The organism is Bacillus sp. FJAT-27445 (assembly GCF_001510665.1).
Taxonomy (GTDB): Bacteria; Bacillota; Bacilli; order Bacillales; family Cytobacillaceae; genus Bacillus_D.
In genome coordinates, this window is sequence record NZ_LMTI01000003.1 from 521039 (window position 1) to 537281 (window position 16243).

Genomic DNA, 16243 nt, shown 5'->3' on the forward strand with positions numbered 1-16243 from the left:
GTCCGATACAACCAACCTGGCATCAAGCGTTGCCGGTGCTGATTTATTTGAACATATAAAGAATATGGCCTGGACAACGATTCCGGCATTCATCCTGTCGTTCATCGTTTATGTCGTGATTTCACCGTCGGATACCCATCAAAGCATCAAGCAAATGGATACCATAAAAGCTGAATTGCTTGAGCTGAACCTTGTACACTGGTACTCGCTCGTACCATTTGCCATTCTTGCTGTTTTGGCGGCAAAAAAGGTAACCGCTATTGCAACCCTATCGGCTGGAACACTTTCGGCGCTGCTGGTTTCCTTCGTCATTAACGGCGGGGTGGACGGAAAAGGATTTCTTGATCTGCTCTACTCAGGTTACAAGTCCGGAAGTACGATCAATGAAATAGATTCCATGCTGTCCCGTGGCGGAATCGAAAGCATGATGTTCAGCATATCTGTTATTCTGCTCGCGCTCAGCATGGGAGGCTTGCTATTCAAGCTTGGCATCATCCCTGCGTTGCTGTCTGCCATCCAACGCTTCCTTACAAAGGTTTCCATGCTGATTAGCGCAACAGCAGGCATGGCAATTGCGGTGAATTTCATGCTTGGCGAGCAATACCTGTCCATCCTTTTGCCTGGGAATGCGTTTAAAGAGCATTTTAAAAAGGCAGGCCTGCAGCCAAAGCACCTTTCACGTGTGCTTGAAGATGCGGGAACAGTCGTTAATCCGCTCGTACCCTGGAGTGTGTGCGGTGTCTTTATCGCCTCCGTTCTCGGTGTGCCGGTAACGGACTATTTCCTCTTTGCATTCTTTTGCCTGTTTTCGCCATTGCTGACCATCTTATATGGTGTCACGGGATTAACCCTGCCAAAGCAAGCCGGGCAGCTCCTGACGGAAAAGTAAAAAACAGCCTGGACCAGTGATTCTTTCGGTCCAGGCTGTTTTTTTTGCTAAGGAAACTGTTAAATTATGGATAACTGAAAATAAGTTGTTGTAATCTAGCTTCACCTGAATAATTTTCGGTAGCATAAGCCATACACAATAAAAAGCGTTAGCACGAGGAAAGCTTCCAAGAATAATATTATAAACTCCTTTCTAAGTTTAACGATAAAATATCAACAATATATCCAGATGAAATAACCGCATTGATGATGTTATTACGCTGTTAATTTAAACATGCCATATATAAATTGGTGGGGAAACATTCATAGTTAAAATATTGATTTATAAATCAAATGAAATTCTAACTTTCTGCATAATTTACTGCTATGTTTAAATATAAAGGAAGGAGTACTAATGCGGACCCGAAGGGATTTTTTGACCCATTTTTAAAAAGGAACAATCGGATTATTCACCGTTTCAATTTTACCTAGAGGTATAGCGTTGTATAGCTGGAAAAGCTGAATTAGAAAAGAAAAAAGGTATCCAATACTATTGTCCTTGCCATGGCGGAAAATATGACAACTACGGTTTCAATATTGGGGGCCTACCACCTAGGCCTTTGGACGCAAGATGCGGATGTTTACATTGCGGTCTTAGTCTTAAAAAGAGGATAAATAGAAAAGGATTTAATTTTAATATAAAACGCCAGGAGTGAAAAAGATGAATTGGTTATTGCTTTTAATGTTATTAATATGTCCCTTAATGATGATTTTTATGATGAAGAACCACGGAAGCCATGGTGGATGTCATCAAAACAAGAAAATGGATTTACCTAAGGATATCGATTCGAAAATAGCAAGGTTGGAGCAGGAAAACGATATCCTTCGCAGAGAAATTAACACTCTTACATCAATGGTAAAAAAAGAATAGTAAGACTAAGCAGCCGTGCCCTGAGCGCGGCTGTATCTAATTACTAAATATGAACTGAAATCTTATCAAGTACACTTGTGTTCGTACCAAATTTGCACATCGCATCACAATCGCACCGAAGACTAGAAAAGAGTATATACGAAATACTGCACATTTGATTATGACGAAACGAAGGTCTAAAAAGTTGGGCTTTTACTTCTTTTTCTCTTTTATCCGGAGCAAGCAGATAAAATTTGCATTTCTGGTCATTCATTGTAAGTGCTAAATCATAAAGCCTTAAAATTCCCGAGTAAATGGAAGTGCTTTTTTCTACTTCAAAAGCGCAGATAATATGACTGTTCTGGTCAAGCCACAAAACATCGATTAAAGAGACCGTATCTTGTACTTGTAAGGGAAAGCCATCAAGGGCTAGCTGATCAACGGACCATTCACCGAGTTTTCGCCCATTCCATTCGCGTTTGTGGTCATTTCTTGCAATCCATACTTGATACCCAAGTGATCTTCCTAGTTTGGCCAGTTGATATTGCATTTCTGAATGGTCATTGTTTTCTTTTACATCACTAATAGTATCCAAATGTCTTTTGCGATTTGTTTTTTCTCTCTTCTCCAAATTCATTAGGACCATCTCATGATTTTCCTCGACAACCAATCTTCCAATTCCTATTTCAAATAATAGTCCGCCAACTGCACCAAGGTCTTTTGAAAGGAGTAAGAGGTGTTTTGAATTAAAGTCCAATATTTCTTCCCTTAATCGAATATATTCCATCCATGACCCCAGTTTAATGTTTTTGTTAAAAATGGCATTAAAGCCCTTCACAATTGCTGTGTTAAATGGAGGGAAAATAGTAGGGTGTAGGAAGTATAAAATGTTAGCCACAGCTGGTCCCAAACCCTTGATTTTCTCTTCATCAAGTTTGATGATTTCCTCAATCAATTGCTTTTCGTTTTTTTCCTTCAGGCAGCTTTTAAGAAATCTGCCAAAGATCTTTTTGTTTAATTCATTTTCATAAATATCCGGAATCCGTAGCTTCGGTTTCCAGTAGAATGCATGAGCAGCGCCTTCAAAAACCTGTTTTTGCTCTGCAATGGCATTTACGACGAATTCCAGTGATGAACCTTTAAAATCGTTACCAAATTTATTTAATTCAATTTCTTCAACAACCTTCATAATTCCGCTTCGTATTGTTCGAAAAGCTTTTAAGCGTTCATCATTATTAATAAACCAATTTTGATATACTGCCTCACTGTCTAGGCGATATTGTCCTATTAATCTCTCGAAATAATGGGTTGACACTTTATCCTCTCCTTTAATGAAAGATGAAATCAGGCAACGTTAATATTAATTGAATTGTTTGCATTTTTGATGGAGGAACAATGTATATTTTATGTTATTAAAGCCCCTTGAAAATTAGGGAAGTTGAAAATTATACAAGTTTTCTCGATAGAAACTGCATGTTCCTAATTTAATATAAAAATGAAGTAGGCAACCGTATCAAAGTTAAAATTTATTATAGTTTTAAATTAAACCTTAATTCTTATCCGATTTTCAGATTTAATCCATTAAACGAAGTGTAATTTTTAGTAAGGGTATTTGTACAGTGAGAATCTGCTAGACAAGAGAATAGAAAAGAGGCAAACTTTTATGAAACCTATTTTTAGTATTGGCCCGCTTTCATTTTATTTGTTCGGCTTTATGATTGCGGTGGGTGCATTGGCGGGGATTATCCTATTTACGAGGGAAGCAAAAAGGCAAGGATTAAATCATAAATTATTAATGGATGGAGCTATGTATTCATTAATTGGAGGTATCATAGGCGCCCGTATTATTTATATTTTATTTTATAATCCTTCTTATTACTTTCTTAATCCGGTTAAAATCTTTACTGTTCATGAGGGTGGACTGTCTATACATGGCGGGATATTAGGTGGATTAGTTGTTGGTTATTGGTTTTTGAGAAGGAATAAGCTTCCCATTTGGAAAACCTTGGATATAGCTGCGCCAGCATTAATACTTGCCCAAGGTATAAGCAGGATAGGGTGTGATGTATTCGGGGGTCCGATTTCCGATTCCTTACCATGGGGAATAGAGAATAGCGGGAAGTATTTTCACCCAGCCCAGGCATATGAATTCTTATTGGATTATATATTATTTGGATATCTGTACTTGCGCCTGAAGAAACCTTCCTATACGGGACAAGTTTTTATTCATTATTTAATTGGGTTTATGGCAATTCGGGGAGTCGTAGAATTTACCAGGCTGAACCCCATGGTCTTTGGTCCTTTTAGTATTAGTCATATTTTAAGTTTAATCGGGATTATTATAGGACTTATCCTGATAAGTATCCAAAAAAGTCGTCAGCCGATTGGACAAAGATTCGAAATTAAAAAGAGTGATTATTGGAAAACAATTTTAATTGTATTGGTATTAGCTGTAGTTTCATTACTTATCTATTATTTAGTACAAGGATAGAGTAGTAATTTCGAGTTAAGAGCCAGCCTTGGTAGAGTTAAATCTGCTTTAAAGCATCAAAATTTTAAATTCAAGCTAATCGAAGCCGACATTCAAAATCTGCCCTTTCTAGATCATACATTTGATCTCATTGTATCAACATATGTGTTTTGTTCTGTTCCAGACCCAATTAAAGGTAAGTCGGGTCTGCAAACCAGAAGGAAAAATTGTTATGCTGGAGCACATGCGTAGCGAAAACAACTCGGTGGGTTGTATTTAACCCCCTTACCGTCAGATTATGGGACGCCAACATCAACCGCCGAACAATGGAGCATACAAAAAAGGCGGTTTTAAAAGTGGAAAAGAACTGCTGCTGATGGGAAGCATTATGCGAAGATTGGTGCTAAAACCGGAATTAGTACAAATGAATGAAGGAGGGTGAGGTAATGGGGTGCTGCCAGAGTAAAAATCAAGTGAAGGACAGAAAGAAGATTCCCCTTTCATACCTTTTAGTTTTGTGGACTTTGATTGTTGGAATAGCTGTTATTTTTGGCTATTTATTTAACTAGCCTTATAAGGAAAAGGATTTCGAGGCGGCTGTTAGCCAATATCCGTTTTTCATTTACCGCTGGAGACCGAATTAAGGATACACGTGCTCTTGCCGATGTTGGAGTTGTAAATTGGAAATGGGACGGACAAATGCGATGGAAGCGGCAGATATTCCTCTTAGGTGGCAGTCCCAAAGTCGCAGAATAACGATTCTTTTGGGACTACCTTTTTACTTTCCTCTCATTGAAGCGCCAGTTACAAAAACTCGAAATCCTAACCACTTGGTTGGGATTTACTTGTTTTGGCTTTTACTGAAGAGTATTTCCGATAAATGGGAAAGGATTAAGAAAAAGAATCCTAATTAAAATAATCAAAAGCTATCTGTATTTTTTGTTTTTTCTGCACTAGGAGACGCCTCTTGATCATTTTTGTGACATGCATTATACATTTCTTGTAACTCTTTATCTGTGGAATCAGGATGCATTTCCTGCATGAAAGGAAGCATCTCTTTAAAACTTTGAATTGCATTCCCACTTCCGTTAGTTTGAGCTAGAGCAAAGGTACCCATACCTAAAATGAAAACTGTACTCATAACCACAATTGCTAATTTTTTCACTTATTGCTCACCTCCTTCCTACTTCTATATTAAATTTAATAAATGGAGAAAGTAAGGAGAGGGTTAGGCATTTATAAAATAACAGAGTCAAATATGTACTATTATTATAGCTATACGTACTAATGGGAGCTTGGCTGCCTGCAGTGGGGAAACCGGGCAAGAATGAAAATACTTCGCAAGGAAATCCGGCAAGCCAAAATGAACCAACTGACATCAAAGAAACGGTGAAGAGGTACAACATGGGAGTCCTAACTGCAAAATCAGCTTCCATCACATCAAGTCAGCTTATTATAACGAGCGAAAATGGAAAGGAGGAAGTATTTTCCCTGCATGCAACTAATGTAATCAGTAACCCTTAAGGTCCGATTGAGCCGCCCTTAAGTGTTACTTTTTAAGTTTGATCAATTTTTCGATTTGTTTGGAAAGACATGTAAAATGAGGGTAAATATAAAACAGCCTGGACAAAGTCTCAGGCCGTTTCTTGTTTAGAATTATTCCGCTTCTTTCAAAAGCTTTTCCATTGTCTCCTCGTCCATTGGCCCAATGTATTTCTTAGTAATAATTCCATCCGGGCTTATAATATAGCTCGTTGGAATGGTCAGTGTCTGATACTCTGTACCCACTTTGTTTTTCTCATCGAGCGCAATCGGGAATGTCAGGCCGTAGTCCTTTATAAACCGATCGATCACATCACGCCCTTTGTCCAAGGCGGTCAGATTAACGGCAAAAATAGTCATGCCTTTGTCTTTATTTTTCTCATAATAATTTTGCATGTGGGGCATTTCAGCCTTGCATGGCGGGCACCATGTTGCCCAGAAATTAAGAATTACCTTTTGCCCGCGGTAGTCGGAAAGCTTGGCTTTTTCTCCTGATGCCAGTGAGAGTTCAAAGTCTGGTGCTTTATTACCTTCCGCAATTCCGGTTACAGCCGCAGCCTGAACCGCTTTTTTGTCCTTCTGTCCTTTACTGTCTAGAAAATACCCTGGCTTCCAGATGTTAACGATGATAACAGCCAGAATTAGAAAGGTAGCCCCTCCTATAAAAAACTTCTTATTCAAAAGAAACATCCTCCCTAAATAAGTATCCAATCCAAACAACGAAAAGTCCTCCAGAGAGAATCGCCAGGCTTTCCAAATCAAAAAGAGCGCCAAAGACACTCAAACCTAATACTTCTGTAATTACCAGCAAAAGAAACAACTGAATATCCAGTTTCTTTTGTCGGTAAATAAGAAATAGGGTTCCCACCAGTAAAAGAAAATACACAGCTGATGCAGGCCATGATTTTGCTATCGCGGAATCTGCCGCTAAAAAAGCTAGGCAAAAAAAATGAAAAAGTGGAAACCCTTCGGAGTACGAATTGAATTGCCCTTTTTTTGCTAGCCAGAAAAGATAACTTAGAACTGCAATCAGACCTAACACCACTCCTCTGCTACCGCCATCAAAATATAGCAGAGCAACCGGCGATTTGATAAATGTCGTCCAATTAAAAAGGGCATAGCTTAGTTTTGCAATTAAAAAAAATAGGAAGAACACATTCCAGTACCAGTCACCCGTTTTGTTTTTCGTGGCAGCTTTCAGGAAAAGCGGCGCAAGAAAGATAGCGACTACAGCGGCTGCGATGTTGCCAGGCAGAGTAACATTGCCTATTGTAATAAAATTCATATGATGCCTCCAGGAACTCAGTTATTCCATTTTACCCAATGGGGTATATAGAGTAAAGGTAAAAAGACTAGAAAGACGAGTTGAGAATGTCAGGTTCAATGCGGCCACATGATAGGTGGAACGACCAGTTCTTGGAAGAATTCGTTTACTACAAAAAACATCTGTATCTAAAATTACGCAGGGCTCCCTCTCGCCTGGAGACCTGCATAATTATAAAGTGAGAGTATCAATGAAACCATGAGCAGTCCATTGAATAATAAAGTGGAAAAGGTGACTGCTGCCAATGGAAGCCGATCCAAAAATAATAAAAAATATTTTACTATGCCCATCCCATTAGAAGGAAGGAACCTACTATCATTACAAAATACTTAATGCCTCGAGTATTCTCCTCTTTTTGTAAATGCAAATATAAATTTTTATTTCCTTCTTAAAAAGCCAATAATTAAAATTAGTAACAGTCCAGCTCCCGATAAAATTAGAAAACCTAAAAAAATCTGGCCAAACCAGAAATTCATATGGTGGAACATCATTTGTTTATTCATCATCATTCCCATATGATTTGGGGGAAACAGAATCATTCGAGTGACAAAAATTAGGAAAATAATACCTGTTACTATTAAGAAACTCAATAAAATTGTCGGTATCAAACGTTTCATAGGCTCACCTTATTCTATTTTATATCCTATACCCCAAATTGTTTGAATCATTTGCTTTTCCATTCCGGAAGTTCTCAGCTTTTCTCTGAGATTTTTAATATGAGAATCGACAGTCCTGTCCTCCCCCATAAAATCAATCCCCCAGATTATATTCACAAGCTGATCTCTTGATAAAACATTACCTTTATGCTGAATGAAAGTGGATAGAAGGTTAAATTCGGTCTGAGTCAAATTCAGCTTTTTGCCAAGGTAAATAGCTTCCCTAGAAGAGAGATACAGTATGATTCCCCTATATTTCAGTACCTTCTCTTCCATTCCGGGACCATGCGACCTCCGGAGCAATGCCTTAACCCTTGCAAGCAACTCCTCTTCATCAAAGGGCTTCACGATATAGTCGTCCGCGCCAAATGTCAGCCCTGTTACCTTGTCCCTGGTAGATCCCTTCGCTGTCAGCATAATGATTGGTATATCGGAAATTTTTCTGATTTGTTCAATCGTTTGCCAGCCGTCCATCACAGGCATCATAACATCAAGGAGAATCAAATCATAATCATTCATTTTAACCTTTTCATACGCTTCCTGGCCGTTTCCCGCCTCATCAGTCCTGTAACTTTCCAGATGTAAATAAATACGAAGTAATTGGCGCATTTCAGGTTCATCATCAACAATTAAAATACTTTTCATGGCAATCTCCTATTTACAATTTGAATTTGAAAAACAACGTAAAAACAGTCCCATATTCATTACTTGATACATGAATTTCTCCATGATGAGCCTCAACTATTTGTTTAACAACATATAAACCAAGCCCCGTACCACCTGTTTTCCTAGTCCGTGATTGGTCGACCCGGTAAAACTGATCGAAAATTTTCGGTATATCATTAAAAGGAATTCCCTTACCGGTATCCCTAATTTCAGAAGCAACATATTCATTTTTAACAAACGTTCTGACAGTAATGGATCCTTGAGACGTAAATTTTATACTATTTTCAATAAGGTTATAAAACACCTGTTCCATTCGACCGAGGTCAATCAAAATGTCTGGCAAATCGGGTTGAATTTCCTTTTTCAACTCCAATCCTTTTTTCATGGCAACCGGTCCAAGGTTCACAAGCACTTTTTCAATAGGGATATTGATATTAGCCGCTACTTTTTCCAAAAGGAAATTTCCAGTCTGCAGCTTGCTCATTTCAAATAAATCATTAACCATATAAGCAACACGGTGCGCTTCCTTATTAATAATCTTTAAATAATCTTCCTGTTCCTGCTTATCCTTAATTAGCCCCTTTTTCAACACGTCGCTGTACCCCTTGATATAGGTCAAAGGTGTGCGAAGTTCATGGGAAACAGCAGCAAGGAAATCATTTCGGTTGTCTTCATAACTTTTCAGTTGCTCCCCCAGTTCCTGAATTGATATTCCCAGTTGGGCAATTTCATCCTGGCCTTTAACGGGTATAGTCTGCTTGTATTTCCCCTTAGCCATTTTCGTCGTTGCCTCCTTCATGGCGAGGAGGGGTTTTGTGATGCCTCTGGATAAAATCCCGATTAGCCCAAATGCCATTAGGAGTATTCCAGTACTGGTTGCTGCGAATAAAATGTTTATCACGAAAACTATTTCCCTCAAAATGGAGGAAGGATAGTACATATATATAAACCCTAGAGTAGTTCCAATTGGAGAAACTGCAATGATATACTCATGTTCTTTCCAGTTATTATCCAATATTTTCCCTTCGCTTTTGACTTTTTGTGAGGTTAGATTCCTAGTTAAATTCCTAGTCCAAGGTATTGAGGAATTCAGTACTTTATTGGATGGATCGGTAATCAACACTTCTGAGGCAACCCCTTGTTCCATCTCCATCACATGGGCAATCGTTGATTCAGTAAAGCTTTTTTCTAAAATCCTGGCATGATTATTAGTCCTGGCCAGCAAATCCTGTTCGATGTAATCAACAAAAATATTAGTGAAAACTCCATATAAAACGAAGCCGAGAATTAAGAAGAGGGGTATGAAAATAGCACTGAAGATAATACCAAGTTTAACGGAAATACTTTTGGATTTTATAATCACGATTATTGTTCGCTCCTATAACTAGTTTCAACTTTACTCATCTAGATACCCGTAAAGACCTTCAAAGGCAGCTTATGATATATCCATAGTTATATTATAATCTTAAAACATTGAGAAAGTATGGAGAAAGAAGAAGGGAATCATAATCGAAAACGCAAACAAAACCCAGCTTAAGTCAGCCAGGGTTTTGCTATTAAAGGATGGCATTATTTTAAAGGTGATAGTTCTTTTTCGGTTAACCATTTATGGTTAGTGGTTTTTCTCCGCCCGTTGTTGGGGTGAAATCAATCATATTCACAGTCGTTTTTTCTGCCGAATCAATCGTAGCTGTTGCGTCCGCAATACCTTTCATATGATCGGTATTAATTCTAGCCTGGTTGCCTGGCTGTACCTGGTCCTCTCCGGATTATCAATATCTTAGGCCTGATACCCTTTTCCCGCCGGTAGTAGGAATATAGGAAATGACGGTTTCATCCGGAATTTTCGATATTTCATTTATTAATGGTAGCGGGTTATTTTATTTACCAACAATTTCTTAAAATATTCCTCATTTCAATATTGGCACATTGTTGTAACACTTTCTCGATGATTTCTCCACTTTTACTTTTTACCATAAGAATTATAAAAACAAAAACCATAGGAGGAATATTAGTGGGTAATTTGAAAGTGACTGCATTGGTAATAACAGCTATTGCTGCCATAGTCCTCGGGAATATGTTACTTGGTAACAACAAAGGGCAGGAGGGACCGGACACGACAATTGCTCAGAAGGTACAGGAAACAAATGAAAACAGACCGGATGTCCAGGGAACAGAAAGCCCGTTGTCAAAAACAGATAATCAGGGTGCAGTTACAATTAAAGCTTCAGTTTTGCCTGAAGAAAGTGACGGTGCAAAACTCACCTTTGAAATTTTAATGAACACCCACTCTGAAGATTTATCGCAATATAATTTGGCTGAATTAGCCACAATCAGTACAGGGGGTAAAGAGCTCCCTTCAAACTTTGAATGGAGAACAGATGGGCAGGATTCACACCATATGAAGGGAATGCTTATCTGGACTGGGCAAGCAGTTGTGGACAGAGACGTCACACTTGTGGTGAAAAATATCGGTGATATCCCTGAAAGACGCTTCATTTGGAATCTAGGTGAAATGAACATTACTAATTTAAAGGATGGTATTGATGAATAGAAAAATAATATTCTTCGTCACAGCAGTTACGGCCGGATTGCTTTTGTTCATGGTTCTTAATAGAAGTGTAAAAGAAATTCCGCTAGCCTATATTCCCAATGTAGATGACGGAACAATATCTGTGATTGATACCCAAAAGGACAAAGTCATAACAACAATGAAAGTTGAGGAGACACTATCGGATGGGATTGAGGCAAGCAAGGATGGGAATTGGGTATATGCCGGAAACTATACGAAAGGTGAACTATTTGTAATCGATGCGAAGAATGGGAAGGTTATGAAAAAGATTAAAACCGGTAAAAACCTGCATGGGATTGATATAACTCCTGATGGTAACTATTTATTTTTGGCAAGCGGGGATTTAAAAGAAGGAATCGAATTTAATTATATTACAGTGATTGACACAAAGAGAAATGAGATAGCAAAGCAGATACAAACAAAATCAAAAAGCCCTGCCCATATTGATTTTAGCCGTGATGGAAGCTTGGCTTACGTAGCCAATGTTATGTCAAACGATATTACACTTATTGATACACAGTCGCTGCAAATTATAGCAACTATTCCTGTTGGTACGATTCCGAATGAAGTTGAACCTTCGAAGGATGATAAATTTTTGTATGTAGCAAATGTTATAGACGGAACGGTATCTATTGTGGATATTACGAAGAGGAAACAAATCAAAACTATTCGTACTGGTGAAGGAACACATGGCCTTGCTCTTTCACCGGATGGGAAATTTTTATTTGCATCGAATAGGGTATCAAATGACATCGTTAAAGTCGATTTGAGCAATAATCAAATTATAGGAAAAACAATCGTCGGGAAAACGGCGAATCATGTTTCCTTTGTTCCAAACTCAAACAAATTATATGTAACAAATAAGGATTCAAATGATTTGGCGGTTGTTGATGCTGAAAGCTTAAAAATAGTTAAAAAGATACGCCTAGGCAAAACACCTCATGAAATTAGTTTTGCCGTTGCCAGGTAAGAATTTGTTTTGGAATACCCACAGTTATACCTAAAGGTTTTTCTGAAAACTTCATAAAAAAGACTTAAAAACCACTTGCATACCATAAGGGGGTATTGTATATTAATGATAGGAGGCGATGGAATGAATCATATAAATCCTGACGAAATAGCTCCTGAAAAGGAAAGTAATGCATTCGGAAGCATAGGAGAACTTGTTCCTGAATGCGATAATCATTGCGATTCTGAAGGCTCGGTCCGAAAAAGCCACCACTCTGAAAAAACGAAGCGTAATTTGGTGGCGAGGCTTAACCGTATAGAGGGCCAGATTCGTGGCATTAAAGGCCTGATTGAAAAGGATACTTATTGCGATGATGTGATTACGCAGATTTCGGCAACACAGGCTGCCCTCAATTCTGTCGCGAAACTCCTTTTGGAAGGCCATATGAAAAGCTGCGTGGTTGAACGGATTCAGGAAGGCGATCATGAGGTTGTCGATGAGCTACTTGTTACGATTCAAAGGCTAATGAAAAAATAAATTGTTTTTTGAGAGGAGAAAATTTCATGGAAAAAACACTTTTAAATGTAGAAGGTATGTCTTGCGGCCATTGCGTAAAAGCAGTCGAAGGAAGCGTCGGCGCTCTCGAAGGCGTTGAGCGCGTACTTGTCGATCTGAAGGAAAAGACAGTTGCGATCGAGTATAAAGGCGATGCAGTTTCTCTTGATAAAATTAAGGAAACAATCGAAGACCAAGGCTACGATGTAGTTTAAATGAAATAATACGGGAAACTCGCTTGCAATGTGTTTCCCGCTTAATAGGCACGTGTCCGGATAAGACCGGCACGTTCTTTTTTCACCGAAATATACCCCTATTAGGTATAAGGAGTTGACTGAAATGGGTCAAGTATCAGCAGTGGGAACTGCTCAAAAAGAAACTACTATGCAAATAACTGGTATGACGTGTGCCGCATGTGCAGTCCGGATTGAAAAAGGACTGAAGCGAATGGACGGAGTCGGAGAGGCAAACGTCAATCTTGCCCTTGAACGCGCGGCTATCAAATTCGATCCTTCTGTCACAAATGTTGAAACAATCGAAAAGAAGGTCCGTGACCTCGGTTATGATGTTGTCGCCGAGAAAAAAGAATTCAATATCAGCGGGATGACATGTGCGGCCTGTTCCACCCGGATTGAAAAGGGATTGAATAAAGTTGCGGGCGTTTCGAAAGCGTCAGTTAACTTGGCGCTCGAAAAAGCTACTGTTGAATACAATCCATCTGTCGTGACACACCAAGACATTATTAAAAAGGTGGAAGCGCTCGGATATGGAGCAATTTTGAAAGAAGAAAAGAGCGATCGGGAAACCGCTGACCACCGCCAGCAGGAAATCAAAAGGCAGACGAAGAAGTTTATCTTCTCATTGATTCTTTCTCTGCCACTCCTTTGGTCTATGGTTGGACACTTTTCGTTTACCTCATTTATTTATGTGCCTGAGATCTTTATGAATCCATGGGTTCAAATGGCATTGGCAACACCGGTTCAGTTTTACATCGGAGGTCAATTTTACATTGGAGCCTACAAAGCTTTAAAAAACGGAAGTGCGAACATGGATGTGCTTGTTGCGCTTGGTACATCGGCAGCATATTTTTACAGCGTTTATCTTTCCCTCATATCACTTGGGAATAATGCACATACCATTGAACTATATTTCGAAACGAGCGCGGTGCTAATTACGCTGATTATCCTTGGCAAACTCTTTGAAGCGAAGGCGAAGGGCCGCTCCTCAGAAGCAATAAAAAAATTGATGGGGCTTCAGGCGAAGACGGCCATTGTCGAGCGGAATGGGGCAGAAGTGGAAGTTGCACTTGAGGATGTGCTTGTCGGTGACATCATTCACGTAAAACCAGGCGACAAAATTCCGGTCGATGGTAAAATTGTCGAGGGCCAATCCGCAATTGATGAATCGATGCTGACCGGAGAAAGTATTCCGGTTGATAAAGCGGTAGGCGACAGCGTGATTGGTGCGACAATTAACAAAAACGGCTTTATAAAAATAGAGGCTACTAAGGTCGGTAAGGATACCGCTCTCGCGCAAATTATAAAAGTAGTCGAGGAAGCCCAGGGCTCAAAGGCGCCAATCCAGCGGCTTGCAGATCAAATTTCCGGCATTTTTGTTCCGATCGTCGTCGGAATTGCGGTAGTTACTTTCCTTATCTGGTATTTCTGGGCCTCACCTGGAGATTTTGCAGGAGCGCTTGAGAAAATGATTGCCGTTCTAGTCATTGCCTGCCCATGTGCACTTGGCCTGGCGACTCCGACGTCGATTATGGCTGGTTCGGGCCGGGCTGCGGAAAATGGCATCCTCTTTAAGGGCGGGGAGCATCTTGAAATGACCCACCGCATCTCCACGGTCATTCTGGATAAAACAGGGACAGTTACGAACGGTGAGCCGGTTCTGACGGACGTCATCCTTTCTGGAGGGATTGAAGAGGCGGATCTGCTTACACTTGTTGGCTCAGCGGAAAAGCAGTCCGAGCATCCGCTTGCCCAGGCGATTGTCCAGGGTATTCAGGAAAAAGGGATTGCGTTGCAGCCTGTGGAATTATTTGAGGCAGTACCTGGCTATGGAATCAAAGCCAATGTAGATGGCCGCGAAATCCTGGCGGGCACACGGAAGCTGATGGCTAAATACAACGTTGACGCGTTGTCCGCTTTTTCAAAAATGGAGGAGCTTGAACGGGAAGGAAAAACAGCTATGCTGGTTGCTGTCGATGGAAAGTATGCCGGCATTGTGGCAGTTGCCGATACAATCAAGGAAACATCGAAAGCGGCGGTTAAGCGCCTGAAGGACATGGGGCTGGAGGTCATCATGATCACTGGCGACAACAGGCAGACCGCTCTGGCAATCGCTTCGGAAGCGGGCATCGACACTGTTATCGCGGAGGTCCTTCCTGAGGGCAAGGCCAACGAAGTGAAAAAGCTTCAGGCTGCCGGCAAAAAAGTCGCTATGGTCGGCGATGGAATCAATGATGCGCCTGCCTTAGCAGTTGCGGATATCGGCATGGCGATTGGTACTGGAACCGATGTTGCGATGGAAGCGGCGGACATCACGCTGATTCGCGGTGACCTGAACAGCATTGCCGATGCAATCTTCATGAGCAAGCTGACGATCCGCAACATTAGGCAGAACCTATTCTGGGCGTTTGGGTACAATACGCTAGGCATTCCGGTCGCGGCACTAGGGTTCCTTGCCCCATGGCTCGCCGGGGCGGCAATGGCATTCAGTTCCGTATCCGTTGTTCTGAACGCTTTAAGGCTGCAGAGAGTCAGGCTAAAGAATTAATAAGTGAACAAAAAAGCAGGTTCCTCGCCGGGAACCTGCTTATTTTGTCAGGCATAGTGGTTATGTGAGTTGTCGTTGCTAGCAGATTGCTAGCGATCCCCGTCAATTTTGATCATTTATCCGGAAGTTTTCATCATTTACCCGCTAATTTTAATTAAATTCCCGCTAGTTTCTTTATTTTACCCGCTAATTGTTCCAATTACTGCGCTTGCAAAAAAACCATTTTTAATAGACAAGCATTTAATTAATGGTTATGCTCCTCCGGATAATTACCTTTCGTTTCTGGATCAAATTGTTTGGCCAGTTCACTGCCAGCAACCAAAAATCCGCAGATTAATACAAATATGCTGATAGGCTTTAAAATCCATCTCTTTGAAGGAAGGAAATTTCCATTGTCAGGCCTTGAAGAAAGGACTCCAAACAAAAGCAATGAACTGAAGGTGAGCATAATGAGAATGTTAACAAGTTTCATCGACTGGGAAGTACTCACCATTTCCCCAAGCATCGCACCCATCATTCCTCCCATCAGACCACCCGCAAAGCCTTCAAGTGAAGCCATTATTCCTAACGGCAAAACGCTTGCCATACCCACCGAAGCTCCGAAAAACATGGCAAATAATGTGGAAGCATAAAGGTTTCCGTGGAATGAAGTCCCTAAGGCTGTCCCACCAGCCAACCCCGTAAGCATTCCAAACAGCATGGAAATGGCCATACCCTCAGAATGCCCGAGCCGGGCCCTAAGCTTCCAGCAAAGGATTGCAGCTGTGATTGCGGCAATACCAAGGGAGAACAAGGCGAAATATTGATATATGGACACGTCTTTCACCACCTTGTTTATACATATGAAACCAGCTGGCAAGACATGCCTCCGCATTTTATAAGCAGGTTTCCTGAACCTTTTTCGAAGGTTTCAGAACATAATCAGGGCAGCGCTTTAAGAATCGTAGA

Annotated in this window: 17 protein-coding genes; 9 read left to right on the forward strand and 8 right to left on the reverse strand. The window is 40.4% G+C overall.

Going from position 1 to position 16243, the window contains the following annotated elements:
- Nucleotides 1-889: Na+/H+ antiporter NhaC family protein (locus AR337_RS10905; RefSeq protein WP_301335716.1), on the forward strand; the 889-nt coding region annotated here is incomplete at its 5' end.
- Nucleotides 890-1588: 699 nt separating this feature from the next.
- Nucleotides 1589-1798 carry a DUF2933 domain-containing protein gene (locus AR337_RS10910; protein ID WP_059172028.1) on the forward strand — a complete coding sequence of 70 codons (210 nt, stop codon included), beginning with the start codon at nt 1589-1591 and terminating at the stop codon, nt 1796-1798.
- 43 nt (nt 1799-1841) lie between these two features.
- On the opposite strand, the gene AR337_RS10915 is transcribed toward AR337_RS10910, so the two are convergent.
- Entirely contained in the window at nt 1842-3092 is a 1251-nt protein-coding gene (locus AR337_RS10915; protein WP_059172029.1) for a hypothetical protein, read from the reverse strand.
- Nucleotides 3093-3389: 297 nt separating this feature from the next.
- Here AR337_RS10915 and lgt point away from each other — a divergent pair, with 297 nt between their 5' ends.
- Both lgt and AR337_RS23750 read left to right on the forward strand, forming a co-directional pair.
- On the forward strand, nt 3390-4268 hold the full coding sequence (lgt, locus tag AR337_RS10920; RefSeq protein WP_301335717.1) for a prolipoprotein diacylglyceryl transferase: 879 nt from the start codon (nt 3390-3392) through the stop codon (nt 4266-4268).
- Between the two features lie 78 nt (nt 4269-4346).
- Complete coding sequence (locus AR337_RS23750) at nt 4347-4499, forward strand: class I SAM-dependent methyltransferase (RefSeq protein ID WP_253701644.1); 153 nt, start codon at nt 4347-4349, stop codon at nt 4497-4499.
- A 667-nt stretch (nt 4500-5166) separates the two neighbouring features.
- Here AR337_RS23750 and AR337_RS10930 read toward each other — a convergent pair.
- The 6 genes from AR337_RS10930 to AR337_RS23150 form a co-directional block, all read right to left on the reverse strand.
- Nucleotides 5167-5412: a hypothetical protein gene (locus AR337_RS10930; protein WP_059172032.1), complete on the reverse strand. Its 246-nt coding sequence runs from the start codon at nt 5410-5412 to the stop codon at nt 5167-5169.
- Between the two features lie 491 nt (nt 5413-5903).
- A complete protein-coding gene (locus AR337_RS10940; RefSeq protein WP_059172034.1) occupies nt 5904-6470 on the reverse strand; it encodes a redoxin domain-containing protein in 567 nt (188 codons plus the stop codon).
- Complete coding sequence (locus tag AR337_RS10945; RefSeq protein ID WP_059172035.1) at nt 6463-7074, reverse strand: hypothetical protein; 612 nt, start codon at nt 7072-7074, stop codon at nt 6463-6465. Before AR337_RS10945 ends, AR337_RS10940 begins: the two co-directional genes overlap by 8 nt.
- A 665-nt stretch (nt 7075-7739) precedes the next feature.
- A complete protein-coding gene (locus AR337_RS10955) occupies nt 7740-8414 on the reverse strand; it encodes a response regulator transcription factor (protein ID WP_059172037.1) in 675 nt (224 codons plus the stop codon).
- A 13-nt stretch (nt 8415-8427) separates the two neighbouring features.
- Nucleotides 8428-9798 carry a cell wall metabolism sensor histidine kinase WalK gene (locus AR337_RS10960; RefSeq protein ID WP_059172038.1) on the reverse strand — a complete coding sequence of 457 codons (1371 nt, stop codon included), beginning with the start codon at nt 9796-9798 and terminating at the stop codon, nt 8428-8430.
- A gap of 235 nt (nt 9799-10033) precedes the next feature.
- A complete protein-coding gene (locus AR337_RS23150) occupies nt 10034-10150 on the reverse strand; it encodes a DUF1541 domain-containing protein (RefSeq protein WP_253701620.1) in 117 nt (38 codons plus the stop codon).
- A gap of 299 nt (nt 10151-10449) precedes the next feature.
- Between AR337_RS23150 and AR337_RS10965 the strand changes: the two genes are divergently transcribed.
- The 5 genes from AR337_RS10965 (at nt 10450) to AR337_RS10985 (ending at nt 15295) form a co-directional block, all read left to right on the forward strand.
- Nucleotides 10450-10989 (forward strand): hypothetical protein, encoded by a 540-nt coding sequence (locus AR337_RS10965; RefSeq protein WP_059172039.1) that lies wholly within the window; start codon nt 10450-10452, stop codon nt 10987-10989.
- Nucleotides 10982-11977, forward strand: a complete 996-nt coding sequence (locus AR337_RS10970; protein WP_059172040.1) for a cytochrome D1 domain-containing protein — start codon at nt 10982-10984, stop codon at nt 11975-11977. Before AR337_RS10965 ends, AR337_RS10970 begins: the two co-directional genes overlap by 8 nt.
- Nucleotides 11978-12100: 123 nt before the next feature.
- A complete protein-coding gene (locus AR337_RS10975) occupies nt 12101-12493 on the forward strand; it encodes a metal-sensitive transcriptional regulator (RefSeq protein ID WP_082686931.1) in 393 nt (130 codons plus the stop codon).
- 26 nt (nt 12494-12519) lie between these two features.
- Nucleotides 12520-12726, forward strand: coding sequence for a copper chaperone CopZ (gene copZ, locus AR337_RS10980; protein ID WP_059172041.1), 207 nt, complete (start codon nt 12520-12522; stop codon nt 12724-12726).
- A 124-nt stretch (nt 12727-12850) separates the two neighbouring features.
- Complete coding sequence (locus AR337_RS10985) at nt 12851-15295, forward strand: heavy metal translocating P-type ATPase (RefSeq protein ID WP_059172042.1); 2445 nt, start codon at nt 12851-12853, stop codon at nt 15293-15295.
- A 244-nt stretch (nt 15296-15539) separates the two neighbouring features.
- Here AR337_RS10985 and AR337_RS10990 read toward each other — a convergent pair whose 3' ends face one another.
- Nucleotides 15540-16112 carry a hypothetical protein gene (locus AR337_RS10990; RefSeq protein ID WP_059172043.1) on the reverse strand — a complete coding sequence of 191 codons (573 nt, stop codon included), beginning with the start codon at nt 16110-16112 and terminating at the stop codon, nt 15540-15542.
- Nucleotides 16113-16243 lie beyond the last annotated feature (131 nt).